Genomic DNA, 25,127 nt, shown 5'->3' with positions numbered 1-25,127 from the left:
CGATGGGGAGAGGTGACGGCCGCACCGATTCTATTCAAGGAGAATCGCATGAGTGACGTCATCGACCGCCCGATGCTCGACCAAGAGAAGACCGCCGCGACGCGGCTGCGCATCATCGACTGCGACATTCATCCGAGCATCTACTCGCACAGCGACCTCAACGAGTTCTTGCCAAAGCGCTGGCAGCAGCATCTGAAGGACTACGGCAGCCATCTGCGCACGCCCTATATCGGCACCACGCCGTATCCGCGCTCCTCGCCGCTGATCGCGCGGCGCGATGCCTGGCCGCCGACCGGCGGCGTGCCGGGCTCCGATCTCGATTTCATGCGCAAGCAGCATCTCGATCCGTTCGACGTCGAGTTCGGCATTCTGCAGGTGCTCGACCTCTTCATCTTCTCGCAGCAGAATCTGGAATTCGGCGCCGCGATCCAGCGCGCCATCAACGACTGGCAGTTGGCATTCTGGGCGCATCGCGATCCGCGCCTGAAGGCCTCGATCCTGGTCGGGCAGGATGGTTCGGACCTCGGACTTGCCGAGATCGAGCGCTGCGCCAGGACCGGCGAGTACATCCAGATCAACGTCTCGCCGCGCGCCAACGAGCCGCTCGGCCGCCGCCGCTACTGGCCGATCTACGAACGCGCGCAGGCGCTCGATTTGCCGCTCGGCATCCATGTCGGCGGCTACGGCGGCCACGCGCCGACCGGTGGCGGCTGGCCGTCCTATTACTGCGAGGAGCATCAGTCCAACGCGCACACGGTGGCCTCGAACCTCACCAGCCTGGTGCTGGAAGGCGTGCCGGAGCGCTTTCCAAAACTGAAGATCGTGTTCATCGAGGGCGGTTTTGGCTGGATCCCCGCGACGATGTGGCGAATGGACCAGCACTTCGAGCGCTTCCGCAGCGAGGTGCCGCATCTCAAGCACAAGCCGAGCGAATATGTGAAGCAGCATTTCTGGTTCACGACCCAGCCGATCGACGAGCCCGACGAAGCAAAGCATCTGCGCCAGCTGATCGAATGGGTCGGCATCGACCGTTTGCTGTTCTCCTCGGACTATCCGCACTGGGACTACGACGACGCGCGCTACGCCTTCAAGACGCCGCTGACCGAAGCCGAGCGGCGCAAGATTTTCAACAGCAACGCCCGCGCGGTTTACAAGTTCTAGGACAAGATGACGCTACTTCGACTCGAGCAGACCCTTCACCTCTCCCCGCCTGCGGGGAGAGGCCGGAATGCATCGCCAGATGCATTCCGGGTGAGGGGGAACCTCCGCGAATCCATCTCTCACAATCTTTGCGGCAAGAGCCCCTCACCCCAACCCTCTCCCCCTAAGAAGGGGGAGAGGGAGCGCAGTCCCGTCGCCGCCCGACCTCATCTCACTTCGCTCTAGGATTCCAATGGCCCGTCACATCGTCGCGCGCACCAGTGAGATCCCGGCCGGCGGCAACAAGGTGTTCGGCCTCGAGGGCCGCGACATCGTCGTGTTCCACGTCAATGGCGAGTTCTTCGCGCTGCTCAATCGCTGTCCGCATGAGGGCGCGCCGCTGGAGAAGGCGGCTTGCGTGGCGCGCCTGACTTCGCCGGAGCCCGGCATCTACCAGCGCGACCGGGTCGGCGAGATGCTGCGCTGTCCGTGGCACGGCTGGGAGTTCGACATCCGCAACGGCCAGTCCTGGTTCGATCCGAACCGGTTCAGGATCCGCTCCTATCCGGTCGCGGTCGAAAGCGGCGCCGAGCTGCAAAAGGGCCCCTATGTGGCCGAGACCTTCCCGGTGCACATCGAGGACAATTACGTCATCGTCGAGGTGTAAAGCATGATCCGGAAAAGTGTGAAGCGATTTTCCCTCGCGACAAACGCGAAGCGTTTGCGCGGAGATTATGCTCAAACAAAAGAGCTAAAGCGCGATGATGATTCAACCCAATCTCATCGCGCTTTAGGCGCGAACCTCTACTCCGCAGCGCCGGCGGTCTGGGCCGCGCGCCGCAGCATGCCAAAGAGATCGCGCGGATCATCGGGATCGGCAAGCAGATCGAGCTTGCTCGGCTGTCCGATGCGGGCGAGCTGATCGCGGACGCAGCGCAGGGCGGAAAAGTCCTCGATGGCGAACCCCACGCTGTCGAAGATCGTGATTTGTCCGGCATCGCGCCGGCCGGCGGCCTGACCCGCGATCACCTGCCAGAGCTCGGTGACGGCATGGCCAGGATCGAGCTGCTGGATTTCGCCCTCGCCGCGGGTCTGCGGCTCGTATTCGACAAAGATATCGGAGCGCAGCAGGATATCGCGATGCAGTTCGGTCTTGCCCGGACAGTCGCCGCCGATGGCGTTGATGTGAACGCCTGACCCGATCATGTTGTCGGTCAGAATGGTGGCATTGCGTTTGTCCGCGGTGCAGGTGGTGATGATGTCGGCCTGCTCGACGGCCTCCTGGCTGGAGGCGCAGGCGACGACGGAAATTCCGCTGCCGGCGAGATTGTGCGCCGCCTTCTCTGTTGCGCGCGCGTCGATGTCGTAGAGGCGGACGGTGTCGATGCCGCACAGCGCGCGAATGGCGAGCACCTGGAATTCGCATTGCGCGCCGTTGCCGATCACGGCCATGGTCCGGCTGCCCTTCGGCGCGAGGTATTTTGCCGCCAGCGCCGAGGTCGCAGCGGTGCGCAGCGCGGTCAGGATGGTCATCTCCGACAGCAGCACCGGATAGCCGTCGCGGACATTGGCCAGCATGCCGAACGCCGTCACGGTCTGGCGGCCGTCGCGGGTGTTGAGCGGATGGCCGTTGACGAACTTGAAGCCGAACTCGACGCCGTCGCTGGTCGGCATCAGCTCGATCACGCCCTCCTTCGAATGCGTCGCAAGGCGCGGCGTCTTCTCGAACATGTGCCAGCGGCGGAAGTCGGCCTCGATATAGGCGGCCAGTTCGACCAGGAAGCGCTCCGCGCCGATCCCGTTCACCAGCGCCATCATGTCGGCGACGCTGACGAACGGCACGAGGCTCAATGGACCTGGACCAGGCGACGGCATTTCACCCTCCCGCGGGAAGCTGATTTGTCAGCGTAGACCAGATTCGGCCGGCAGTAGAGTCCGCTTGTGGCCGCGCAATCGCTTCGGTGGCGGCGCGCAACAATACCGTGACCGTCGCGGTGTCAGGGCGCGCCGGGAGGCTGATGGGCGTGCGAGGATGCTTCGTTGAGCCGTGCCGGCTCGCGTCTTGTCTTGGGCTTGGTGGCCAGCACCGTGCTGTAGGGATTGCCGAACACGAAGGTCTTCGAGGTGCGCCAGATGATCCGTTCCAGCTCCACGAAGGTGCGCATCTTCAGCCGGAACTTCCACAGCAGAAGGTGTTGAATGAAATTCCAGGTCAGGCCCCAGGCCCAGAATGGCAAACGCCGGTAACGGATCGGGCTGAAGCCGAGCGGGCGCAGCTTGTGGACCAGAAGGTTGGCGCCGACGAAATTGTAGCGCCAGTTGTCGAAGAACGCGGTGACGCTCTGATAGTCCTCCTTGCGGCGGCAATGATCCAGCGCGCCCGGGGTGCGGATCAGCAGCCGGCCGCCCGGCTTGAGCATTCGCCAGCAGCGCGCCAGCCAGGCGTCGAGATCCTTGCTGTACCCGATCGACTCGAACGAATAGATGGCATCGAAACTTTCGTTCGGCAGATCGAGGCTGTCGAAGTCCGTGACGATCACCTCGCCGCGTCCGCCAAGCCTGGCAAATTTCCGCCGGCAGATCTCGGCCTGCACCGGCGAATTGGTCACGCAGGTGACTTCGATATTGCGCCGGCTGGCGAGATATGCCGCCGCCGCACCGGACCCGCAGCCGAGATCCAGGAACCGCATCCCGTCCTTCGGCTTCAGCAGAACGTATTCGGCCTCGTAGGGGTGCGAGAATGGCGTCCGGGGAAACACACAGGTGCTGTAGTTCGCCTCCTCGTCGCGATAGGTGCCGAACACGTCGTCATAGGTGCGTCGCTCGTCATCGTGCTTGAGAAAATCGTTCGGCTGCGGCGCCCACTCGACCAGTTGCTGCTGCTCGAACTGGTTCAGCTGATGGCCGATCCCGCTCGCGTCTCGCGGACGGGTGACCAGGAAGAAAAGCACGTAATGAAGAAGGATGTAGGCCACGAACAACGCAAGGATGATGGCCGCTGCCAATTGAAATACCAGAACCAAGTCCAAGGCCGCTCCTGACCGATGAAAAGCTCTCGACGCGATGGGCATTCTCACGGCAATCTGGAGCCGTGTTCAAGGATACTACGTGCTGCAATTGTACGATTTTATGTCTGGTCGGGCGAAGCGCATAGCGCCGCGGCCGTGAGGATCGCCGAGGTCTCGTGCGGTTCGGCGCGCGCTCGCGCGCGGCGATGGTGTCCAGCGCCGGCCGGCATGTCGCCGACACGGCGGATCGTTCAGCCCATGCTGCCCGGCATGAAGCAGCGCGGCTTCGGATGACCGTCCAGATAATAGGGCCAGACCATGGTGCGGCCGGCGCGGTTCGGTCCTGCCACGACGGCATCGTCGGGAACGTCGACCCATTCGCCCTCGAGGCGCACGCGATAGTGGCCGTCCTTGGTGTCCCAATCGGCATCGTCGATGTGCTTGGCATCGCTGCCGTCGCAGCACGGCCCCTTGCCGCTGTGCAGGCTCTCATACCAGGCGTTCAGCTCCGGACGCTGGTGATCATGGGCGCGCGCCGGTTCGATCGCGGAGATCGGTAGTGCCGCCAAGAACGCAGCCATGACCGCGAACGCAGCCAAGGCCGCGCGCCAACCATCATTCGTCATGTCATACCTATCCTGTCCGTGCTGTCTCATGCTGTCCGGACATGGTTATGAGCTGCCCTGCTTCAATTGGATGATATTTATCATACAATCACGTTCACGCGAGAAAACGCGGGAGTATCAAAAGCAAGAACCGTGCCGATTGGTGTTTGGGTGGTCAGGCGAGCAACTGCATCACCTGGTCGATGACGGCTTTCACCCGCTTCGAATCCGGCGTCTGATGCGCGAGTGCCATCAGCCCGGCATGCACCACCATGATGGTGTGCGCGGTGATGTCGGGGTCAAAACCCCTGCTGAATTCGGCGCGATCGGCGCGCAGCCGCGCGCGCAGCAAATCCTCGAGCCGCCTGTTGTAGCGCTCGATGCTCTTGCGCACGGCGGCCTGATCGAGCGAGCCGTCGGTGAGGGAATTGACCGACAGGCAGCCGCGCTGGCCCTTTTCGCCCGAGCAATACGGGATGAAGCCGATGAGCCACTGCCGGATGGCGTCGCGGGCTGATCCTGGCTGCACCAGCACGCGCTCCGCCCAGCCCAGGATGCCGTCGTGATAGCGGTCCAGCACCTTGAGGAACAGCGCGTTCTTGTCGCCGAACGCGGCATAGAGGCTGGGCTTTGCGACGCCGCTCGCTGCCGTAATCTCGTCGAGGGAGGTTGCCTGGAAACCCTTCTGCCAGAACACCTGGCGGGCGATTTCCAGCACGTCATCGGGATCGAAGCTGCGCGGCCGTGCCATCACAGCGTTTTATGTACTGCCGGGTCGGATGTGAAGCCCTCAACTCGCTGTGAAAGGCGGTCCTGCTCGTTGACGGTCGCTCCATTCTATACTATCAAGTACAGAATAAACCGGGGAGACGTGTCATGAAGGCGGTTCAGGTCGTTGCGTTCGGACGTGCTGCGGAGGTGGTCAAGCTGAACGAGGTGCCTGATGTGGGCAGTCCCGGGCCCGACGAAGTCGTCGTCGCGGTCGAGGCGGCGCCGATCAACAACTCGGATTTCATGATCATCGCGGGGCGCTATGGCTATCTGCCGCCGCTGCCGGCGACGCTCGGAATCGAGGGCGTCGGACGGGTCGTCGCCCGGGGCGCGCAGGTGAAGCACCTGAAGGAAGGCGACCGCACCCTGGTTCCGACCATGCACCCGACCTGGACCGAGCGCGTCAAGTTCAAGGCGTCCTGGCAGCGGCCGCTGCCTGACAATGCCGATGTCCGGCAGCTCTCCATGGTCGGGGTCAATCCGGCGACCGCTTATCTGCTGCTGACCGATTTTGTCAAAGTGCCGCGCGATGGCTGGGTGATCCAGAACGGCGCCAATTCGGCGACGGCGCGCGCCGTGATCGCGATCGCAAAGTCGCTGGGAATCAAGACGGTCAATGTGGTGCGGCGCGAGGAGGTGGTGGCGGAGGTCAAGGCGCTGGGCGCCGATGTCGTCCTGCTCGACGGCCCCGATCTCGCCAAGCGCGTCGCCAAGGAAACCGGCAAGGCGCCGATCCGGCTGGCGCTCGACGTCGTCGGCGGCGCGTCGACCCTGAACCTGATGACGTGCCTGGCGCCGCACGGCGTCGTGGTGATCTACAGCGGGATGAGCGGACAGCCGTTCACCGGCTCGCCGCTCAGCGTGATCTTCAACGAGGTCTCGGTGCGCGGCTTCTGGCTCGGCCATTGGTACAAGACCGCGACGGATGACGCGATGGCGACGATGTATGGCCATCTCGTCCCGATGGTCGCATCGGGTGCGATCAGCGCGCCAGTCGTGGGAAGCTACGGCCTCGAGGGATTCTCGGAAGCGATCGCCAAAGCCTCAGCGTTCAAGGGCAAGGTGATCTTTACGCCGAACTAGGCTTGGCGCGATCAGGTCCGGCGCGCGGTCCGAATCGTTCTCGGCTTGACTGGCTTTGCAATGTCCGGGCGCTTCGCTTTGCCATGGTCCCGGCCGTGCTTCTTCGCGGCGAGTGCGACGCGAGTCTTGGTCCCACCGGAGCCGCGGCGCGCGGTGTATTCCTTGCCGTCCATCGGCGCGAAGTGCGCCGGATCCCTGCCGAGATAGGGGCGTCCGATGCCGAACTCCCGGCCGTGGGCATCGATCCATCGCCAGAGTTTCGCCGAGGAGGCCCATCGATCGTCGCGCGTCGCGCCATCGACGCTGACCACGTCGGCCGCGAGCCCATGGCCATAGCCGCCGCGCAGGCTGCCGCCGTGAAAGGATCTGTTGCTCGCCGCCGCGAGGCCGCTTGCGATCGACTGGCGGTAGTCGTCGCGGAACGCGCTGGTGATGCCCGGTGACAGTCCGGCCTGCTCGGCGGCGAGCAGCGCGCGAAACAGCTTTAGCTTGAAGCTGCGATCCATGCCGCCGATCACATAGTCCGCCATGGGCATGCCGATGCGTTTGGCGGCCTTCGGATCCTTCCATCCGAAATCCTCGTCGACCAGCCTGGTGAAGGTCCGCATCACGGTCACGGTCTTGCGTTTCTTCTTGATCGTCACCGCCCGCCGTTCCGGCACCTTGATGGTGTCCTCCTTGGGCGCGCGTTGATAGAGCGCCCACAGATAGCGGTCGACGCAGGCTTCCACGACCCAGCATTCGTCGAGAACTTCGACAGTGTCGACCGCCGGCACGGAGCTGCGCGGCGCGGTTGCGGCCGGATCCCGGACCGGCGATGTGTCAGCCGGCAACACCTCCGCCGGATCGCCAAGTGCCGCCTCGACGATCGCTTCGGCCCGGTCCGCCGTCGTCGTGACGGTGATGGTCACAGGCGCCGGGCTGCTGGCGTCTCCTGTGTCGGCTTGCGCTGCGTTGCCGATCTCGGTCGCAGCTGCCGCATCAGGCGCGGTGGCGGCGACGGTCACGGGTGCGGGGTGGTCGGCGAGAGGCGCGCCGGCGAGCGCGACGCCGGCGGAACCGGATGCGAGCCACGCCGCGATCCAGGCCGGGAGAACCATCGTTCGGCACAACGCCGCCGTTCCCATTCGCCGCGAGTTCATCAAGCCAGCCTCCAAGGGCTCCCCCCGGAGCCCGACTGCACAGCCAAGCATGCGACACTGCCGATTGTCGGTTCAGGATATGGACGGACAAGGGCGAAAAACGCGAACTGTCCTATGTTTTCCAAAGATGTTGCCCGAAAGCAACCCGCGGCCATTGCGTCTTGAGATCCGTCCGGCTTATCGCCAGCACGGAACTTCGGATGCGGGCCTCCGCGAACCGTCGTGGAGACCGGGTTTCTACGGGCAGGCGCGGTGATATAGCAAACACGGCGAGCGGAGCTCGAGGTGCTTGTGATGGCGGGCCAGCTCGCGATCCATCTCTCTACCACGCATGCAGGTGGTGAGCGGGCCAATTCCCGGCCGGCTCACCGCGGCGCTGCGCGGGCAGCACGTCGGGTCGATCATTCACACCGGCGCGCGCGCCGCCTGAGCGCGCGGTGGTGGACGGGCGCGCGCCGCGTTGGTCCGGCGCGCGACAGAGCCGTGACGAAATCGATTACTTGATCGTCGCGCGCACGGTGATGACCGAAGTGCCGGACGCCTTCGGCCCCTGCCCCGTCGCCTTGATGGCAAACGTATCGTTGCCCTTGTACTTGGCCTTCGCCCTGTACTCGAACGTCGACGCGTTGATCTTTTTCAGCTTGCCGTAGGACGGCTTCTGCGCGATCGCCGAGTCGGTGACCTTGCCGCGGATCTGAATCGGGATCTGGCAACTCTCGCCCGATGCGACGTCGATATCACCGCTCGAATTCTCGCCCCAATCCGCCAGCGTGACCGACATCGAGCATTGCGGCGCGGCCGGCGCCGAAGACGCCGGCACGATGCCCGCGGCGGTCGCGGCAAGCACCAGAGCGGTGACGTTGAGCAGCCGCGTCGTCATCTTCTTGTTCATGCAGGACTCACTGACCGAGATGCGTTCGTCAGGAAAATCTTGCAACGCATGCGCAGCGCAGGCAAGGGCTTCGATCCGCGCACAGCCGCAGCGGACGCGATGTTACAGCGTCAGCTTGTAGCCAGCAGATGTTCGAATGGGCGATCGCGCAATGCCGGGCGAGAGGCTGCGATCTGGCTTGTATGCAATGTAGGCGGCAAGGCGAGGGCGGACTTACTCCTTCTTCGCCGTGAGCCCGTCGACCATTGCGCGGGTCAGGGTCGCGATCTCGCTGCGCAGCGCGCCGAGCGGCACCGCGATCAGCTTCTGCTCCAGCCCGAGCGCGACCATGCCGTGCACGGCGGAGAACAGGCTGCGCGCGGTGACGCCCAGCTGGGTCGGCGAGCGCTGCGGAAACAGCACGGCGAGCGGTTTGTAGATGTGACGGAACAATTCCATCTGCTCGGATATCGCCCATTCCGGCACCGGCTTGCCCGGCTGCATGCGGTGCTCGAACAGGGCGCGCCACAGTTCGAGATTGTCGGCGGCGAAGTCGCAATAGGCGACCGCGATCCGCACCAGCATCTCGCGCGGCGCGGCCGCGGCGCCGATCTCGGCCAGCGACAGCGAGGCATCCAGCCGCGCCAGCGTGCGCGAGCCGACGCGCAGGATCAGCTCGTCGACGTCCTCGACCAGATTGTAGACGCCGCCATTGGCGACGCCGATTTCCTGGGCCAGTTCGCGGGTCTTCAGCCCGCCGAGACCCTTTGTCGCAATCGCCCGTTCCGCCGCCTCGATCAGCGCTTCGCGGAGTTTTGCTCGTCGTTCCAATGCTTTGGACATTGTTTACCCATCGTTAACCACAACCGTGAGCGTCGCTCAAATAATTCTTGAGCAATGCTCATTATGTGGTACAAGTGAATCATGAGCGATGCTCATAACAGGGAGAGACCAAATGTTCAAAACCGTTTTGACACTTTTCCGCGGCAGCGTGGCGGCGGCGGGCGAGGAACTGGAAGACCGGACAGCCCTGGTCATCCTCGACCAGCAGATGCGCGACGCCGCGGCGGCCGTCGACCGCTCCAAGCGGACGCTGGCCCTGGCGATCGCCAGCGACCAGCAGGAAGGCCGCCGGCTCGAGACCACCAACGCCCGGATCGCCGATCTCGAAGTCCGCGCCACCGCGGCGATCGAGGGCGGCCGCGAAGACCTCGCCCGCGAAGCCGCGCAGGCGATCGCCAATCTCGAAGCCGAGCGCGACGCCGCGATGACCGCGCGCACGCTGTTCGCCTCGGAGATCACCCGCCTGAAGCGCCATGTCGCCAGCGCCGAGGCGCGGATCGCCGAGCTCGATCGTGGCCGGCGCCTCGCTCGCGCCTCCGAGGCGGTGCGCTCGCTGCGCCGCAGCGGCATCGAGGCGGCGCGTCCCTACGAATCGACGCTGCCGGAAGCCGAAGCGACGCTGAAGCGGCTGCGCGACCGGCAGATCGAAGCCCAGGCCGCCGACGAGGCGCTGATCGAGATCGACGCCGCGTCGGGCCCGCTCGCCACCGCCGAAAAGCTCGCCGAGCAGGGCTTTGGCCCGCGGATGAAATCCACCGCCGACGACGTGCTGGCGCGGCTGAAAGCCAAGCGCCCGCCCGCTGCCTGAACTCCAAGCCTGAAGCCAAAGCTGAAACCAAGTCTGAAACCAAGCCTGAACCTTAGCCAATTGCAAACCTCGTCACATCAAGGAGAGTACCATGAACCAGACCATCCAACCCCACAGCGGCGCCTGGGTCACCTTCACCTACGCGTCCTTCGCAGCGTCCGCCTTCCTCGTCGGCATCGGCGTGTTCTTCCTGCCGATCGATCTCTGGATGAAGGGCTACCTCACCATGGGCATCGTGATGCTGGTCCAGACCTGCGTCACCATGACCAAGACCGTCCGCGACAACCACGAGAGCAGCAAGTTCGTGAACCGCATCGAGGACGCCAAGGCCGAGCGCCTGCTGATGGAAGTCTCCAAGGCGGCCTGAGCCGGAGCAAGCGCGAAGCGGCGGGTGATTTGCACCCGCCGCTTTCACCAGTTGGAAGCAGGACGCGACCCCGGCGTCATTGCGAGCGAAGCGAAGCAATCCATTGCCACCCAGTATGCGGAACGATGGATTGCTTCGCGGAGCCTGTCATCGGGCGCGTTCGCGCGACCCGTTGGCTCGCAATGACGCGGTGGATAGACCGCGAACGCTCCAGGGCAACTTATCCCGTTTCCAGAACGGATCGTTTACCCTGCGGCGAACAGCGTCAGGTTGCGCTCATCGCTCCTTAACAGGCGGCAGTGCAGAAATCGCGCCCGAGGGACAAAGACATGGCGTCCACGGACAACGGCAATCCGGCTCCGCGCGGCGGCAACGGGGCTGGCAAGGGACTTGCGAAAGCGCGCGCGGCGTTTGACCGGCTGCGCGGCCATGCCGGCTTCTGGCTCAAGGCGCTGTCGCAGCCGACCATCGATCTCACCCTGCGCACCGACGCCGGCCAACTCACCCGCATCATCGAATCGCCGGGCCTCTCGCTGCCGCAAGCCGAGCTCGACGCGCTGGTCGCGCAGCTGCGCACCGTCGCCGCCAAGACGTTGCCGCAGGAAAGCCTGACCTACGGCATCTTCTCCGGCGAGCCCGAGCGGCTGGCGCGCGCCGTCGTCACCGTGATCTCCGAGGAGGAGACGGGACGGCCGATCGCCTTCAATGCGCTGTCGGTGATGGCGGTGCCGCTCGACGGCGAGCCCGCCGAGGTCACCCATCTCGGCCTTGTCATGGTCGACCTTGATGTGCGCGGGCAGGGGCTGTCCTGGGTGCTCTACGGCCTCACCGCGCTGGTGCTGTTCGCCCGCGACGGACTGCGGCCGAAATGGATCTCCAACGTCACGCAGGTGCCGGCCGTGGTCGGCATGGTCAGCGACACCTTCTCCGACGTGTATCCGTCGCCGCTGCCGGGCACGCGGCAGAGCTTTGCGCATCTGCAGCTGGCGCGCGGCATCATGGCAAGACACCGCGCGGTGTTCGGTGTCGGCGAGGACGCCGGTTTCGACGAGGCGCGCTCGGTGATCACCAATGCCTATACCGGCGGCTCGGACGCGCTGAAGAAAACCTTTGAGATCGCGCCCAAGCATCGCAACGCTGTCTACAACGAATTCTGCGAGCGCGAGCTCGACTACGCGCGCGGCGACGACGTGCTGCAGCTCGGCCGCATCGATCTCGCCGGCGCCCGCCGCTACGTCATGCGCGAGGTGCCGTCGGGCTCGCTGCCGGCGCTGCTCGCGGCGTCCGCGATCCTGGCGCTGCAGCGGCTGGTGCTGCCGGTGGTGTATTGGCTCGACGACAGCCGCGCCTTCGGCACGTTGCGGCCGCGCAAGCAGGACGCCGAGGCTGTCAGATGAATTTCGACTATTACTCCTTCACCGGCCGCAATATCGGCTTCATCGACGAGCGCGAGCAGCAATTGCTGCGGCAGGCGCGGGTGTTCGTCTGCGGCGTCGGCGGCATGGGCGGCGCCGCCTTCATGGCCCTGGCGCGCGCCGGCGTCGGCAAGTTCGTGATCGCCGATATCGATCGCTTCGAGGTCTCCAACCTCAACCGCCAGGTGTTCGCCTTTGCCGACGAGGTCGGCCGCGAGAAGGCGGAGGTCGCCGCCGAAGCCGCCAAACGCATCAACCCGACCATCGAGGTCGAGGTGTTGGCTGCGAACTGGACCAGCGAACTGCCCGGCATTGCGGCGCGCTGTCCCGTGATCGTCAACGGCATGGACGACATCGCCGCCGGCGTGCATCTGTATAGGACCGCGAAGCGCGCCGACGCCACCGTGATCGACGCCTATATGTCGCCGCTGCCCTCGGTGATCGTGGTGCGGCCGGACGATCCGCGGCCGGAGGAACGGCTCGGCTTCCCGACCATGGCCAAGGACTGGACAGAGATCACCGACGACGATCGCCGCGCCGCGATGCGCGCCGAGATCGAGCACGTCATGCTGCACTCCTCGTCGCGCAACTATGTCGACCTCGCGATCGCCGGCGAGGTCGCGGCCGGCCGCCGCAGCCGGATGTCGTTCGCGCCGATGGTGATCTCGACCGGCATGCTGATGGCCTATGAGGCGATCGCGCTGATCCTGGGCCGCACCTCCGGCACCGATTGCCGCGGCTGGTTTCTCAACCCGCACCGGCCCGCGATCGAGAAGCCGCGCAATGCGCTGGTCGCCGCCTTGCTGCGGCCGCTGGTGCGCCGCGCCATCGATCAATTGACGGGCGGCAAATGACCGCGGGGGTGATCGCCGATTCCATCGTCAATCTCTGCGGCGCCATCGGGCTCGCGGTGGCGATGGCGACGTTCTACCGGCGCGACCCCAAGAGCCCGCTGACCCGCCGCCTGCTCTTCGCGCTCGGCGTGATCGCGATCCTGTTCCTCGACCGCGGCCTCGCCTGGTGGACCGGCAGCGTGCTGCTCGACCGCCTGTCGGTGATCCCGGCCGCGCTGATCCCGCTCGGCGCGCTGATCGTCACCGAAGGCATCTTGCGCCGGCACGCGCCGCGCGCGGTGAAGATGATCGCGCTCGGCGGCGGCATCCTGCTCGGTCTGGGCGGCAGCTTCGGGCTACAGCGCTTTGTCATGCCGTATGCGATCACGCTGGCGCTGTTCCAGCTCTTGGCCTTCGCCACCTGCGCGTTCCTGCTGGCGACCCGCGAGCGCGCGGGGCTGATGGCCTCGGAAAACCGCAGCATCGGCCGCATGGCGGTCGGCGCGCTGGTGGTGATCCCGTTCATCCTGACCGACTTCCGCACCCTGTTTCCCGACATTCCGGTGCGGCTCGGCGCACTGGGCGCGCTGCTCACCGTCACGGTGATGCTGATCGCCGGCGGCGGCGCCGAGACCCGCCGCCATGGCCTTGCGATGATGGCGCTGCGGCTGATCTCGTCGGGCCTGCTCGGCTTTGCCGCGGCCTTCATGGCGGCCGATGTCGACGGCGCGCAGATCGTCCGCTTCGTCGCGGTCGCGATATCCGGCGTGCTGACCATCGGCCTGATGACCGACGCGCTGCGCGCGCTGTTCGAATCGCAGGAGCCCGGCGTGCTCAATTCGGTCGCGGCGTCGCCGGCACAGACCCGCGACCAGCTGATCGCCGAGCTGGCGCGGCACCCGATCTTCGAGAGCGCAAGACGTTTCCGCGAGAGCGAGCTGTCGCTCTACGATCCGCCGCTGCTGCGCGATTTCCTGTCCACGCGGCGCGTGCTGCGCCGGCCCGATGCGCCCTGGGGGCTGTCGCCGACGGAGCCCGCGGCCGAGCGCATGGTCTCGCTGATGACCGCCAACAGCGCCACCCATGTCATCGTGCTGGCGCATGATCCGCTCGACCTCATCGTGCTCGCGGTGCCCGTCACCGCGGCCGATCCCGCCACCGAAACCGCGCTCGCGCTGGTGCGGCGGCTGCTCGCGCTGACCCCGGAGGCGAAATGACGCTCGAGATCCGAGAGGGCGACCGCAGGAGCGCGTTCGATGCGGCGCTCAACGCCTATGGCCCGGACAGTCTCTATGTGCCGCCGTTGTGGAGCGATTTCGACCGGATGTTCGATCCGGCGAAAAATCCCTTCATCACCGAGGGCCATGGCCGCTACGCGCTGTTGTCGGCGCACCGCGACGGAAAGCCGGTCGGCCGCATCGCCGCCTCGATCCACGATGCGTCGAATCGCAAGCACGGCACCCGCCACGGCGCTTTCGGCTTCTTCGATTGCATCGACGATGCTGAGGTCGCCGATGCGCTGCTGCGCGCCGCCGAGCAATGGCTCGCCGCGCGCGGCATGAGCCGCATCACCGGCAATTTCAATCTGACGGCGATGCAGCAGATCGGCGTGATGACCGACGGTTTCGACCACGCGCCGTTCACCGACATGATGTGGTCGCCGCCGCACATCGCGCAGCAGCTCGAACGCGCCGGCTATGCCGCGACCTTCCCGATGACCAGCTTCGAGATCGCGCTCGACGGCGGCAAGCCCGAGCAGCTGCTCGGCGACAAGCAGCGCGCGGTGCTGAAGGACCCCGATTTCGTTTGGCAGCCGATCAAGCGCTCCGCCTTCAAGGCGCGGCTGGAGGACGCCCGGCTGATCCTCAACGACGGCTTTGCCGACAACCCGATGTTCGTGCCGCCGACTGCGGCCGAATATCTGTTCCAGGCCGGCGACATGATGTGGATCATCGACAAGCGGATTTCGACCGTGGTGTATTACCGCGGCCGCCCTGCGGGGGCGATCATCGCGATCCCCGACCTCAACCCGCTGGTCAAGACGATCGGCGGCCGCGTTGGGCTATCGGCGCCGTTCAAATTCATGCAGCACCGCATGATGAACACCCGCGCCGTGCTGATCTATCAGTCGGTGTGCCGGGAGCTGCACAATCGCGGTCTCAACGGCGCGATGCTGTACCGCACCGCGCTGGCGCTGCAGCAGGCCGGCTACCGCACCCTCGGCGGCACCTGGATTGCCGATATCAACGGCCCGTCGCTGCGCCAGGCCGAGAAGGTCGGCGCCCAGCCGCTGCACCGGCTGCATCTGTTCAGCAAGCGGCTGGCCGGCGCATGAGCGCGCTGACACCGGACTTGCTGCGCGAGCTGGTCGCCGAAGCGCGGCTGGCGCCGAGCGTCCACAACATCCAGCCGACGCGCTGGCGCCTGCTCGACGACGTCAGGCTGGCGCTGGTCGACGACACCAGCGTGCGCGCGCCGGTGGCCGACCCCGCGGGCCATGATGTCCTGATCTCGCACGGCGCGGCCCTGGAGGGCATGAGCCTTGCGCTCAACCGCCGCGGCCTTTCGATCTGCGGTCTCACGACGATCGAGCAGCCGCTGTCGGCGCAGTTCTCGGCGCTCTGCAACTTTGCGGTCAAGCCGTGCGCCACGCCTGATCCATTGGCCGACCGCGTGGCGCATCGGATGTCCTGGCGCGGCAAATTCGTGGCATCGCCTGGCGACGCGACGGCACTGGCCCAGCTTGCCGCCGCGTGCGGCGACGTGATCTGCGTCAGTGACCGGCAGGCGATCAGCAATGTCGCCGGCTGGGCCGACCAGGCCGAGTTCTCCTTTGTCCGCGGCGACGATTACCGGCAGGAATTGCTGGGCTGGATGCGGCTGTCGCCGGGCCATCCGCACTATCTGCAGGACGGGCTGAACCGCGACGCGCTCGCGATGAACGCACTGCAGGCCACCGCCGCCCGCTTCGTGCTGGGCGGCCTGTTCAAGCCGCTCGACCGGCTCGGCCTTGCCGCATCGCTGCTCGCCGACGGCGCCAAGACCGCGTCAGCCGCCGCCATCGTGCTGTTCTGCCGCCCGGTCGGCGAGGATCCGCTGATGACCGGACGGTATTTTTATCGCGCCTGGCTTGAGATCGATCGCGCCGGGCTTGCGGCCTGTCCGATCTCGGCGCTTGCCGACGATCCGGATTGCAACGAGCGGCTGCGCAAGCTCGGCAACGTCGCCGCCGATTTGCGCCTCGTCAACGTGTTCCGCGTCGGTCGGCCGCCAGCAGCACAGAAACCGCGGCATTTCCGGCTGTCGGTCGAGCGGCTCGTTGTGTAAGCGGTGCTGACGCGCCGGCATCTTAACGCTGTCAAAGCTTCACGCGATCATGCTATGACGCCGCCCGCGAACCCGAGGCGCGACGCGCGCCTTGGAATCCTTCTTTGAGCATGATCGCTTCGGAACGCCGCTGCACGCTGTTCCGGATCATGCGAGCGACCGGTGGGGCACGATGTCGAAGCAATCGCAGCGCGAGGAGGCCGAGCGCCTGATCCGCGAGACCATGGAAAAGCGGAACCTGGTCATCAAGCAGGGCATGACCCGGATCGAGGCCGTCTGCGGCAAGTGCGGCGCGCCGAACAGGGTGCAGGCGGAAAAGGGCCAGGCCCGCGTCAAGTTCGCCTGCAAGAATTGCGGGCAGAAGCAGGAAACGTTGTGAGCTCTCTTCTTCCCGTCATTGCGAGAAGCGTAGTCACAAAATTGCAAAGCAATTTTGCGGCGAAGCGACGAAGCAATCCATCTTTCCGCGTGTGCGGAGGGATGGATTGCTTCGCGGAGCCTGTCATCCGGCGGCGCTTCGCGCCGACCGGGTGCCTCGCAATGACGGCGTCGAAGCGCTACTTCGACACCTCACACACCGTGGTGTGATCCGGCGCGACGAAGAAAAACCGGCGTGATCGTCTTCGATCACTATTGGTGGCGGCCGATCCGGCGTCAACCTTGTGTGCGCACCCTTCAAGCGATTCTAACGCCGGGGCGGCTGCATTGGGCGGGCTGCCGCACTAGTTTGGGGGCTGGACGCTGGTCGTCCTCTCGATATATTGCGTAGAATATAACGACGATCCGGAGTGCCGGTATGGAGATCGAAACCCAGGAGCTCACCACCTGCGAGGTCGCGGCCGACGGCTGCGCGATTTCGCTCGGTTTCGTCGACGGCAGGGGCGAGCCGGCGACGATCCGGCTGTCGGTCAGCTAGGTCGGCGCGCTGGTGATGACCTTGCCCGGGCAAGGCGCTGCAGGCCCGGTTCGGCGACCAGACCCTGCGCTATGCCTATCCGCTGGATTCCTGGGTGATCGAGCAGTCGACCGATCCGAGCCATGGCATGATGACGCTGAAAGCCACCGACGGCTTCAGCGTCTGCTTCTCGATCCCGCGCGCCCAGCAGAGCGAGCTCGGCGAAGCCCTGCGGCGCAGCCGATGGCGCCGGTGCGTGTGCGGGCGAATTGAGAGGTGAGCTTCGTAGGGTGGGTTAGCGAAGCGTAACCCACCAACTTTGTGTCCTGCAATGGTAGGTTACGCTTCGCTAACCCACCCTACGAAGAGGCACTACTTCCCCTTCACGAACGCCGCGAACGCATCGCCGTAATCCTTGTGCCAGCGCGATAGCGGCGGGCGGTTCTCGACGATATCGCCGGCGGCCCACAGGATGCGGCGTTCGTCGAGCGCGCGCGGCACGTCGTTGTCGGGGCAGAGGATGTAGAAATCGCCGGCGTCGAGCCGCTCAATCATGAAGTCGACGGTCTGCTCCGACGTCCAGGCGCCCGCCGGCTTCTCGGTGCGGCCGCGCGCGGTCAGCCCGGTGAAGACAAAGCCCGGGATCAGCAGATGCGCCGTGATCTTGCAGCCGTCGGTGTTGCGCAGCTCATGCTGCAGCGCCTCGGTGAACGCCTTCACGCCGGCCTTGGAGACGTTGTAGGCGGGATCGCCGGGCGGCGTGGTGATGCCCTGCTTGGAGCCGGTGTTGATGATCAGCCCCGACCGTCCGCGCTTGATCATGTTGGGTGCGAAGGCCTGCGTACCGTTGATGACGCCCCACAGATTGACGGCGAGGATGCGCTGCCAGTTGTCAGCGGGACCGAACATCGTGCTGCCGGGCTGGATGCCGGCATTGTTCATCAAAATGTCGGTGCCGCCGAATTTTTTCGCGACGCTGGCCTCGAGGTCCGCAACTTGATCGGCGCGGCTGACGTCGACCGCCGCCGTCATGATGTCGGCTGCGCCGCTCGGCGCCACGGATGACAGTTTTGCCGCAGCCTGCTTCAGCCTGTCGTCGCCGAGATCGGCGATGCAGACCTTCATGCCGGCCGTAGCGAACCGCATCGCGGCGGCAAGCCCGATGCCGGACGCGCCGCCGGTGATCACGGCAACATGATTGGGTGACATCGCAGGATGGGGCATCGGTGGTCTCCGGACACAATTGTGGCTGACGCTAGCAGGCTTAGCATATCGCGCGTAGCACGCACGCGGGCGCATAGGAGAGTTTCGTGCGCGCTGCTCTCCTCAACGCCCGCTCGGCTTTACGGTTTCGCATCTGCGCTGTAGAATTAGCAATATAACGCTTCCAGAAGACCTCAGCCGACATTTTACAGGGAGTGCAAACATGGCTGTTTCACAGGCTATTCCGCTCACGCGCCATCCTTATGCCGATGGCTCCTACAAGAAGATGCTGATCGACGGCAAATGGGTCGACGCCGCCTCCGGCAAGAAATTCGAAACGCACAATCCCGCGACCGGCGAGCTGCTTGCGACCGTCGCGGAGGGCGACGCCGAGGATATCAATCGCGCCGTTGCCGCCGCGCGCCGCGCGTTCGAGGGGCCGTGGAGCAAAGTAAAACCGTTCGAGCGGCAGAACATGCTGCTCAAGCTCGCCGAGCTGGTCGAGGCCAATTTCGAGGAATTGTCGCAGCTCGACACGCTCGACATGGGCGCGCCGATCAGCCGCACTCGCGGCAACCGGCTGCGTTCGCTCGGCATGCTGCGCTATTACGCGGGGCAGGCGACCGCGATCCATGGCGAGACAATCGAGAACTCGCTGCCCGGCGAGATCTTCTCCTACACGCTGAAGGAGCCGATCGGCGTGGTCGGCGCCATCATCCCGTGGAACGGGCCGCTGACCGCCTCGATCTGGAAGATCGGACCTGCGATCGCGACCGGTTGCACCGTGGTGCTGAAGCCGGCTGAGGAGTCGCCGCTGACTTCGCTGCGCATCGGCGAGCTCTGCGTGGAGGCCGGCATTCCGCCCGGCGTCGTCAACGTGGTGCCAGGTTATGGCGAGACCGCAGGCGCCGCGCTGGCCTCGCATCCCGACGTCGACAAGGTCGCCTTCACCGGCTCGCATGTCACGGGCCAATCGATCATCCGCGCCTCGGCCGGCAATCTGAAGCGCGTCTCGCTCGAGCTCGGCGGCAAGTCGCCGGACATCGTGTTCGCCGATGCCGATCTCGATGCGGCGGTGCCGGGTGCTGCGATGGCGGTGTTCGCCAATTCAGGCCAGATCTGCAGCGCCGGCACGCGGCTGTTCGTCGAGCAGAAGGTCTATGACGAATTCGTCGGCCGCGTCGCCGAGTTCGGAAAGAAGCTGCAGGTCGGCAACGGCCTCGATCCCAACACCCAGATCGGTCCGTTGGTGTCGCAGCAGCAGATGGACCGCGTGTCGGGCTATCTCGACATCGGCACCAAGGAAGGCGCGAAGGCGGTGGCCGGCGGCGGCCGCCTCACCGAGGGCGCGCTGTCGAAGGGCTTTTTCGTGCAGCCGACGGTGTTCGCCAATGTGCAGGACAACATGCGCATCGCGCAGGAAGAGATCTTCGGCCCAGTGATCTCGGCGATCTCGTTCAAGGATCCGGACGAACTGATCAAGCGCGCCAACGCCACCACTTTCGGCCTCGGCTCCGGCGTCTGGACCACCAATGTCAGCAAGGCACACCAGGTCGCCAAGGCGCTGCGCGCCGGCTCGGTCTGGGTCAATTGCTACCAGGCGATGGACCCGGCAGTGCCGTTCGGCGGCTACAAGATGAGCGGCTACGGCCGCGAGTCCGGCAAGCAGCACGTGGAAGAATATCTCAACGTCAAGGCTGTCTGGATCAAGACCGGCTAGCAAGAAGCGCGCTGCTGCAGCCTTCACCTCTCCCCGCCCCTGTCCGCCGAAGCCTTGGCGAAGGCGGATGCGGGGAGAGGTCGCCGCGCCCTTGCGCGGCGGGTGAGGGGGTACAGGTCTCAACATTCGGCGCACTCGTGGAGAGAAGCCCCACGCCTACGCCTCACAATTTCGGAATATTGGAAGAATACCCCTGACTTGCCCGACGTGTCAAGCGGTCTTGTCGAGCGCCGGCCGGCTACTTTGCATGGGGTTGTTTTCGCCATATTGGCAATGCGCCCCCTGCGCCGGCCGCAATTTACCGCCCCGCCGCCTTCTTCGGCTTGCCGATGTCGCTGCGCAGCGCCTCGAGGTCCTTGCGCACGGCGCTCGCGGCGTCGCGCTCGATCTTGCGATAGCGCGCCACCAGCGACAGGCCGAATGGGGTCAGCACCGCGCCGCCGCCGTTCTTGCCGCCGGTCTGCCGTTCCACCGCGGCCTGGCGGCAGATCCGGTTGATCTCGTCGACCAGGTCCCAGGCGCGCTTGTAGCTCATGTCCATGGCGCGGCCGGCGGCGGAGATCGAGCCGCATTCCCGGATGTTTTCCAAGAGCAGGATCTTGCCCGGCCCGATCCGGTCCTCGGCATCGAGATCGATGCGGACGCTGAGGGAGGGGAGCGATCTGACGCCCGGTTTCGGCATGGAAGATGTGCTCTCGCGCAACTGGTGACGAGATTGCCACTAACCGCTTTTGCGAACAAGATGAAGCCACTAGATAACGCAAAGTCACACAACAATATCCGGGGCAGGCATGAATCCTCCGTCGCTGTTCTCTCCGCTCAAGGTCGGGCCGTACGAGCTCAAGCATCGCGTCGTGATGGCGCCGCTGACGCGGCTGCGCGCGGCGCGGCCATCTCTCGCACCGCGGCCGCTGAATGCGGAATATTACGCGCAGCGCGCGACGCCCGGCGGGCTCCTGATCGCGGAGGCGTCGCCGGTGGTCGCGACCGGGTTCGGCAATCCCGGTGTTCCCGGCATCTACAGCGAAGCCCAGGTCGCGGGCTGGCGCGAAGTCGTGAATGCCGTGCATGCCAAGGGCGGCCTGATCTTCCTGCAGCTCTGGCACGTCGGCCGCGTCTCGCATTCCTCGTTCCAGCCCGGCGGCGCGTTGCCGGTGGCGCCCTCCGCGGTGGCGATCTCGCCCGAGTTCAGGTGCCTCACGGCCGACGGCAAGGTGGTCGACTACGAGACGCCGCGCGCGCTCGAAACCCATGAGATCCCGCAGATGATCGACGCCTACCGGCAGGGCGCCAAGAATGCGCTCGCCGCCGGCTTCGACGGTGTCGAGATTCACGGCGCCAACGGCTATCTGATCGAGCAGTTCCTGCAGTCGCGCAGCAATCTGCGCACCGATCAGTATGGCGGTTCGATCGAGAACCGCGTCCGCTTCCTGATGGAGGTGACGCAGGCGGTGACCGAGGTCTGGGGTGCGAATCGCGTCGGCGTGCGGCTGTCGCCCTACGGCATCGCCAATGGCAGCGGCGAGGCTGACCCGATGCCGCTCTACAGCCACGCCATCACCTCGCTCGACAAGCTCGGGCTCGCCTATCTGCATTTCATCGAGCCGCGCGCCTCCGGCACCGGCCGTGCCGACGTCGACTGGAAGGACGTGCCGTCGGCGATGGTGCTGTATCGCCCGATGTGGAGCGGCGTGCTGGTGACCGCCGGCAATTTCACCGGCGACAGCGCGCAGCGCGCGCTGGCGGAAGGCCATGCCGATGCGATCGCCTTCGGCCGCTACTTCATCTCCAACCCGGACCTGCCGCGCCGCCTGCAGCACGGCCACAAGCTGACACCCTACAACCGCGCGACGTTCTATGGCGGCGAGGAGAAGGGATACACGGACTATCCCGTGCACGACGAGCTGGAGCAGGCCTGATCTCGTAGCTTCGTAGGAGCTTCGTAGCCCGGATGAAGCGTAGCGTAATCCGGGACCTCTGCATCCGCGGATCGACCGCCCCCCGGATTTCGCTTCGCTGCATCCGGGCTACAATGACTGCATCCTCGTCATTGCGAGGAGCGAAGCGACGAAGCAATCCATCGTTCCGCATACGCCGGTCGATGGATTGCTTCGCTTCGCTCGCAATGACGGTGGGAAATGGAGCGACCGATGTTTCCGGAAGACGAAGATCTCTCACCCGCCAAAAAGCCAAAACCCGTGGCCCTCGCAAAGCCGGCGGCGGGCCAGTGCCTGTGCGGAAAAATCCGCTTCGAGATCGACGTGCCGGCGCGCTGGGCCTGGCATGACCACACCGCCGCCAGCCGCCGCGCGCATGGCGCCGCCTACGCCACCTATGTCGGCAGCTGGCGCAAGCGGTTCCGCATCACGCAAGGTGAGAGCGAGCTGTCGCGCTACGAGGATCCCAAAACCAAGACCGCGCGCAGCTTCTGCGCCAATTGCGGCACGCCGATCGCTTATGAACGTGCGCGCTCGCCGCACATGGTCAACATCCCCCGTGCGCTGTTCTCGGGCCGCACCGGCCGCCAGCCGCTCTACCACATCGCGATCGAGGAGCTGCAGGAATGGGCCTACACCGGCGAGCCGCTGGTGCCGCTGAAAGGCTATCCCGGCGTGGTCTGGCAGCGCTCGAAAAAGAAGAAGCGCGGCGATCGCGAGGGAATGTTCTAGGACGTTTTCTGATTTGATCAAAAGCCAAGCGTCAGACGCGCGCCTGCGGAATGCAGCCATGACCGCGCGCTCGATTGCTCCCGCTGCGCAAGTTTGGTCATCTGCCGCGTCCCGTCGGCCAAGCGCTGACCGGCCCGGAGGAAACATGAAGAACCGCATTACCGGACGCTCGGCATTCCTGGCGCTGCTGAAGGACGAGGGCGTCACCCATCTGTTCGGCAATCCCGGCACCACCGAGCTGCCGATCATGCACGCGCTGAAGGATCATCCCGACCTCACCTATGTGATGGCGATGCAGGAGAGTCTGGTGGTCGCGATGGCCGACGGTTTCAGCCGTGCCTCCGGCAGACTGGTCGCCTGCAACGTTCACGTCGCGCCGGGCCTCGGCAATGCGATGGGCTCGCTCTACAATGCAAGCTTCACCGGCACGCCGCTGATCCTCACCGCCGGCCAGCAGGAGCAGGGCCACGGCCTGACCGAGCCGGTGCTGTTCGGCCCGCTGCTGCAGATGGCGGCACCGCTGGTGAAATGGGCGGTCGAGGTCACGCGCCTCGAAGATCTGCCGCGGATCGTGCGCCGCGCCGCCAAGATCGCGACCACGCCGCCGACCGGGCCTGTGTTCATTTCGCTGCCCGGCGACGTCCTCAACGCCGAAGCCGGCATCGAGCTCGGCCGCTCCACCCGCATCGATACCCGCGTCAAGCCCTCAGACGATTCGCTGAAGGCGCTGGCCGCGCGCATCCTGAAGGCCGAGCGTCCGGTGATCGTCGTCGGCGACGAGATCGTCAAGAGCGACGCGCTGCGCGAGGCGGCCGATCTCGCGGAGACGCTGGGCTGCCCGGCCTGGCAATCATCGACGCCCTACGGCGCGCATTTTCTCTCGGAAAGCCCGAGCTTCATGGGCGCGATCGCGCGGCTGCAGAAGGTCGCGCGCGACGTGCTGGCGCCGCATGATTTGCTGATCGCGATCGGCGGCGACCCGCTGCGGATGTCGGTCTATAGCGAGGTCGATCCGCTGCCGGAGGGCGTGTCGATCGTACAGGTCGGCCTCGTCGACAACGATCTCGCCCGCAACTACGGCGCCGAGATCGCGGTCAAGGCCGACGTCAAGGAAACGCTGCGCGCGCTGGTGCCTGCGCTGAAGGAGGCGGGCGGTGCGGCGCTGGAGACGCGCGCGAAGCAGAGCTTAGCTGCGCTGTCGACGAAGAACTGGGCGGCGAAGCGCAAAGCGCTTGTCGAGCACATCTCGAAGTCCAGCCACACATCGCCGATCGATCCGGACTGGCTGGCGCTGCAGGTCGTCGAGGCGATGCCCGACAACGCGATCCTGGTCGACGAAGGCCTGACCTCGTCGCGCCAGATCATCGGCCTGCGGCCGCACCGCGACCGCTACGGCTATCACGCGCTCGCCTCCGGCGGCATCGGCTGGGGCCTGCCGGCCGCGGTCGGCGTCAGCCTCGCCAATCCCACGCGTCCGGTGGTGTGCTATTCCGGCGACGGCTCCTCGATGTATTCGATCCAATCGCTGTGGACCGCGGCCAACCACAAGCTGCCGCTCAGTTTCGTCATCGTCAACAATGGCGGCTACCGCATCATCAAGCAGCGCCTGCTCGCCTTCCACGGCGACGACAATTATGTCGGCATGGATTTCATCGATCCGCCGGTCGATTTCACCGGCATGGCGCGCGCGCTCGGGCTCGAGGCGATCAAGGTCACCGATCCGCAGGAGCTGAAGGGCGTGATGCAGTCCGCGTTCAGTCGCCCGGGCGCGAAGCTGATCGAGGTGGTGGTAAGCAATGCGGTGAATTGAGTTCGCGCCGCGCACTCACTCTTTCACCGTCACCCTGACTTTTGCACCGTCACCCTGAGGTGGCCGCTTCTTCAGCGGCCCTAAGGGTCGACGGCCACCAGCGGGGCCGATTCATCCTTCGAGGCTCGCAAGAGCTCGCACCTCAGAGGCTGTGAATCTATGTGATTTGGCGGGTTTCTGTTTGCGTAAGCGTGAGTCGGATGATTCCCTGCTTTCAAGGTCGATGGAGGCACGGATGTCACGCGAAACACTGTTTGGTGATCTACCTGAAGCAGAGGCGGTTGCGCGGGACTGGCCGGGAAGCGCCCGGCTTCGCGAGCCTGTCCGCGATCAAGTTGAGCTGCGGGCGGTCGATCTTGAGGCGTTGCTGCCGGCTGAGCATCCGGCACGCGTGATCTGGGCCTATGTCGAGAGGCTCGATCTGAGCGCGCTTGAAGGGACCGTTCGGGCGCGTGCCCATGGTCCGGGTCAAGCGCCGGTCAGCCCACGCCTGCAACTGGCGTTGTGGTTGTTTGCCACGAGCCAGGGTGTCGGCAGTGCCCGGGCGCTGGCACGGCTGTGCGAAAGCCATGATGCGTATCGCTGGCTGTGCGGTGGGGTCAGCGTGAACTACCATA

Annotated in this window: 26 protein-coding genes and 1 pseudogene; 18 read left to right on the top strand and 9 right to left on the bottom strand. The window is 65.5% G+C overall.

Annotated elements, in window-relative coordinates; translation table 11 throughout:
- Nucleotides 1–48: 48 nt before the first annotated feature.
- Together CI41S_RS10430 and CI41S_RS10425 are read left to right on the top strand one after the other, a co-directional pair.
- A complete protein-coding gene (locus CI41S_RS10430; protein ID WP_139858879.1) occupies nt 49–1,161 on the top strand; it encodes an amidohydrolase family protein in 1,113 nt (370 codons plus the stop codon).
- A gap of 232 nt (nt 1,162–1,393) precedes the next feature.
- Nucleotides 1,394–1,807, top strand: a complete 414-nt coding sequence (locus CI41S_RS10425) for a Rieske (2Fe-2S) protein (RefSeq protein WP_139480792.1) — start codon at nt 1,394–1,396, stop codon at nt 1,805–1,807.
- A 137-nt stretch (nt 1,808–1,944) separates the two neighbouring features.
- Here CI41S_RS10425 and ocd read toward each other — a convergent pair whose 3' ends face one another.
- The 4 genes from ocd to CI41S_RS10405 all read right to left on the bottom strand — a co-directional run bounded on the left by ocd (nt 1,945) and on the right by CI41S_RS10405 (nt 5,504).
- Nucleotides 1,945–3,015 carry an ornithine cyclodeaminase gene (gene ocd / locus CI41S_RS10420; protein ID WP_139480791.1) on the bottom strand — a complete coding sequence of 357 codons (1,071 nt, stop codon included), beginning with the start codon at nt 3,013–3,015 and terminating at the stop codon, nt 1,945–1,947.
- 122 nt (nt 3,016–3,137) lie between these two features.
- On the bottom strand, nt 3,138–4,169 hold the full coding sequence (locus tag CI41S_RS10415) for an SAM-dependent methyltransferase (protein WP_139858877.1): 1,032 nt from the start codon (nt 4,167–4,169) through the stop codon (nt 3,138–3,140).
- 230 nt (nt 4,170–4,399) lie between these two features.
- Nucleotides 4,400–4,774, bottom strand: a complete 375-nt coding sequence (locus CI41S_RS10410) for a hypothetical protein (protein WP_229175982.1) — start codon at nt 4,772–4,774, stop codon at nt 4,400–4,402.
- Between the two features lie 154 nt (nt 4,775–4,928).
- Nucleotides 4,929–5,504, bottom strand: coding sequence for a TetR/AcrR family transcriptional regulator (locus tag CI41S_RS10405; protein WP_139858875.1), 576 nt, complete (start codon nt 5,502–5,504; stop codon nt 4,929–4,931).
- A 125-nt stretch (nt 5,505–5,629) separates the two neighbouring features.
- Here CI41S_RS10405 and CI41S_RS10400 point away from each other — a divergent pair, with 125 nt between their 5' ends.
- Nucleotides 5,630–6,607, top strand: coding sequence for a zinc-dependent alcohol dehydrogenase family protein (locus CI41S_RS10400; RefSeq protein ID WP_139858873.1), 978 nt, complete (start codon nt 5,630–5,632; stop codon nt 6,605–6,607).
- Between the two features lie 11 nt (nt 6,608–6,618).
- Here the strand turns inward: CI41S_RS10400 and CI41S_RS10395 are convergent, their stop codons facing one another.
- A complete protein-coding gene (locus tag CI41S_RS10395) occupies nt 6,619–7,749 on the bottom strand; it encodes a M15 family metallopeptidase domain-containing protein (RefSeq protein ID WP_139858871.1) in 1,131 nt (376 codons plus the stop codon).
- Between the two features lie 322 nt (nt 7,750–8,071).
- Between CI41S_RS10395 and CI41S_RS44205 the strand changes: the two are divergent.
- Nucleotides 8,072–8,179, top strand: a pseudogene (locus CI41S_RS44205) (molybdenum storage protein subunit alpha); the annotation flags it as partial.
- Nucleotides 8,180–8,245: 66 nt separating this feature from the next.
- Here CI41S_RS44205 and CI41S_RS10385 read toward each other — a convergent pair.
- Together CI41S_RS10385 and CI41S_RS10380 are read right to left on the bottom strand one after the other, a co-directional pair.
- Nucleotides 8,246–8,641: a hypothetical protein gene (locus tag CI41S_RS10385; RefSeq protein ID WP_229175986.1), complete on the bottom strand. Its 396-nt coding sequence runs from the start codon at nt 8,639–8,641 to the stop codon at nt 8,246–8,248.
- A 213-nt stretch (nt 8,642–8,854) separates the two neighbouring features.
- Entirely contained in the window at nt 8,855–9,463 is a 609-nt protein-coding gene (locus tag CI41S_RS10380; protein ID WP_139480784.1) for a TetR/AcrR family transcriptional regulator, read from the bottom strand.
- Between the two features lie 112 nt (nt 9,464–9,575).
- On the opposite strand from CI41S_RS10380, the gene CI41S_RS10375 reads away from it, so the two are divergent.
- The 9 genes from CI41S_RS10375 (at nt 9,576) to CI41S_RS44200 (ending at nt 17,388) form a co-directional block, all read left to right on the top strand.
- Nucleotides 9,576–10,271, top strand: a complete 696-nt coding sequence (locus CI41S_RS10375) for a PspA/IM30 family protein (RefSeq protein ID WP_139858869.1) — start codon at nt 9,576–9,578, stop codon at nt 10,269–10,271.
- A gap of 91 nt (nt 10,272–10,362) precedes the next feature.
- A complete protein-coding gene (locus CI41S_RS10370; protein WP_139858867.1) occupies nt 10,363–10,638 on the top strand; it encodes a YiaA/YiaB family inner membrane protein in 276 nt (91 codons plus the stop codon).
- Between the two features lie 329 nt (nt 10,639–10,967).
- Nucleotides 10,968–12,035, top strand: a complete 1,068-nt coding sequence (locus CI41S_RS10365; RefSeq protein WP_172627983.1) for a hypothetical protein — start codon at nt 10,968–10,970, stop codon at nt 12,033–12,035.
- Nucleotides 12,032–12,907 carry a HesA/MoeB/ThiF family protein gene (locus CI41S_RS10360; RefSeq protein WP_139858865.1) on the top strand — a complete coding sequence of 292 codons (876 nt, stop codon included), beginning with the start codon at nt 12,032–12,034 and terminating at the stop codon, nt 12,905–12,907. The genes CI41S_RS10365 and CI41S_RS10360 overlap by 4 nt, the downstream gene beginning before the upstream one ends.
- Entirely contained in the window at nt 12,904–14,103 is a 1,200-nt protein-coding gene (locus CI41S_RS10355; RefSeq protein WP_139858863.1) for a hypothetical protein, read from the top strand. Before CI41S_RS10360 ends, CI41S_RS10355 begins: the two co-directional genes overlap by 4 nt.
- Nucleotides 14,100–15,221 (top strand): GNAT family N-acetyltransferase, encoded by a 1,122-nt coding sequence (locus CI41S_RS10350; RefSeq protein WP_139858861.1) that lies wholly within the window; start codon nt 14,100–14,102, stop codon nt 15,219–15,221. Before CI41S_RS10355 ends, CI41S_RS10350 begins: the two co-directional genes overlap by 4 nt.
- Complete coding sequence (locus CI41S_RS10345) at nt 15,218–16,213, top strand: hypothetical protein (protein ID WP_139858860.1); 996 nt, start codon at nt 15,218–15,220, stop codon at nt 16,211–16,213. The genes CI41S_RS10350 and CI41S_RS10345 overlap by 4 nt, the downstream gene beginning before the upstream one ends.
- Nucleotides 16,214–16,385: 172 nt before the next feature.
- Nucleotides 16,386–16,592: a hypothetical protein gene (locus tag CI41S_RS10340; RefSeq protein WP_139480772.1), complete on the top strand. Its 207-nt coding sequence runs from the start codon at nt 16,386–16,388 to the stop codon at nt 16,590–16,592.
- A gap of 631 nt (nt 16,593–17,223) precedes the next feature.
- Nucleotides 17,224–17,388: a hypothetical protein gene (locus CI41S_RS44200; protein WP_244626467.1), complete on the top strand. Its 165-nt coding sequence runs from the start codon at nt 17,224–17,226 to the stop codon at nt 17,386–17,388.
- 92 nt (nt 17,389–17,480) lie between these two features.
- On the opposite strand, the gene CI41S_RS10330 is transcribed toward CI41S_RS44200, so the two are convergent.
- Nucleotides 17,481–18,332 (bottom strand): SDR family NAD(P)-dependent oxidoreductase, encoded by an 852-nt coding sequence (locus CI41S_RS10330; RefSeq protein WP_139858859.1) that lies wholly within the window; start codon nt 18,330–18,332, stop codon nt 17,481–17,483.
- A 202-nt stretch (nt 18,333–18,534) separates the two neighbouring features.
- Between CI41S_RS10330 and CI41S_RS10325 the strand changes: the two genes are divergently transcribed.
- Nucleotides 18,535–20,031, top strand: a complete 1,497-nt coding sequence (locus CI41S_RS10325; protein ID WP_139858858.1) for an aldehyde dehydrogenase family protein — start codon at nt 18,535–18,537, stop codon at nt 20,029–20,031.
- Between the two features lie 298 nt (nt 20,032–20,329).
- Here CI41S_RS10325 and CI41S_RS10320 read toward each other — a convergent pair whose 3' ends face one another.
- A complete protein-coding gene (locus CI41S_RS10320) occupies nt 20,330–20,713 on the bottom strand; it encodes a winged helix-turn-helix domain-containing protein (RefSeq protein ID WP_139858857.1) in 384 nt (127 codons plus the stop codon).
- A 109-nt stretch (nt 20,714–20,822) separates the two neighbouring features.
- Here CI41S_RS10320 and CI41S_RS10315 point away from each other — a divergent pair, with 109 nt between their 5' ends.
- The 4 genes from CI41S_RS10315 to CI41S_RS10300 all read left to right on the top strand — a co-directional run.
- Nucleotides 20,823–21,950: an alkene reductase gene (locus tag CI41S_RS10315; protein ID WP_139858856.1), complete on the top strand. Its 1,128-nt coding sequence runs from the start codon at nt 20,823–20,825 to the stop codon at nt 21,948–21,950.
- A 231-nt stretch (nt 21,951–22,181) separates the two neighbouring features.
- Entirely contained in the window at nt 22,182–22,700 is a 519-nt protein-coding gene (locus CI41S_RS10310) for a GFA family protein (protein WP_244626466.1), read from the top strand.
- A 145-nt stretch (nt 22,701–22,845) separates the two neighbouring features.
- Nucleotides 22,846–24,510, top strand: coding sequence for a thiamine pyrophosphate-binding protein (locus tag CI41S_RS10305; RefSeq protein ID WP_139858855.1), 1,665 nt, complete (start codon nt 22,846–22,848; stop codon nt 24,508–24,510).
- A gap of 235 nt (nt 24,511–24,745) precedes the next feature.
- Nucleotides 24,746–25,127, top strand: a 382-nt coding sequence (locus tag CI41S_RS10300; protein ID WP_139858854.1) for a transposase, incomplete at its 3' end; no start/stop codon positions are given.

The organism is Bradyrhizobium ivorense (assembly GCF_900696085.1).
In the GTDB taxonomy this organism is placed as follows: Bacteria; Pseudomonadota; Alphaproteobacteria; order Rhizobiales; family Xanthobacteraceae; genus Bradyrhizobium; species Bradyrhizobium ivorense.
This window is presented reverse-complemented; position numbering and strand designations above follow the sequence as displayed.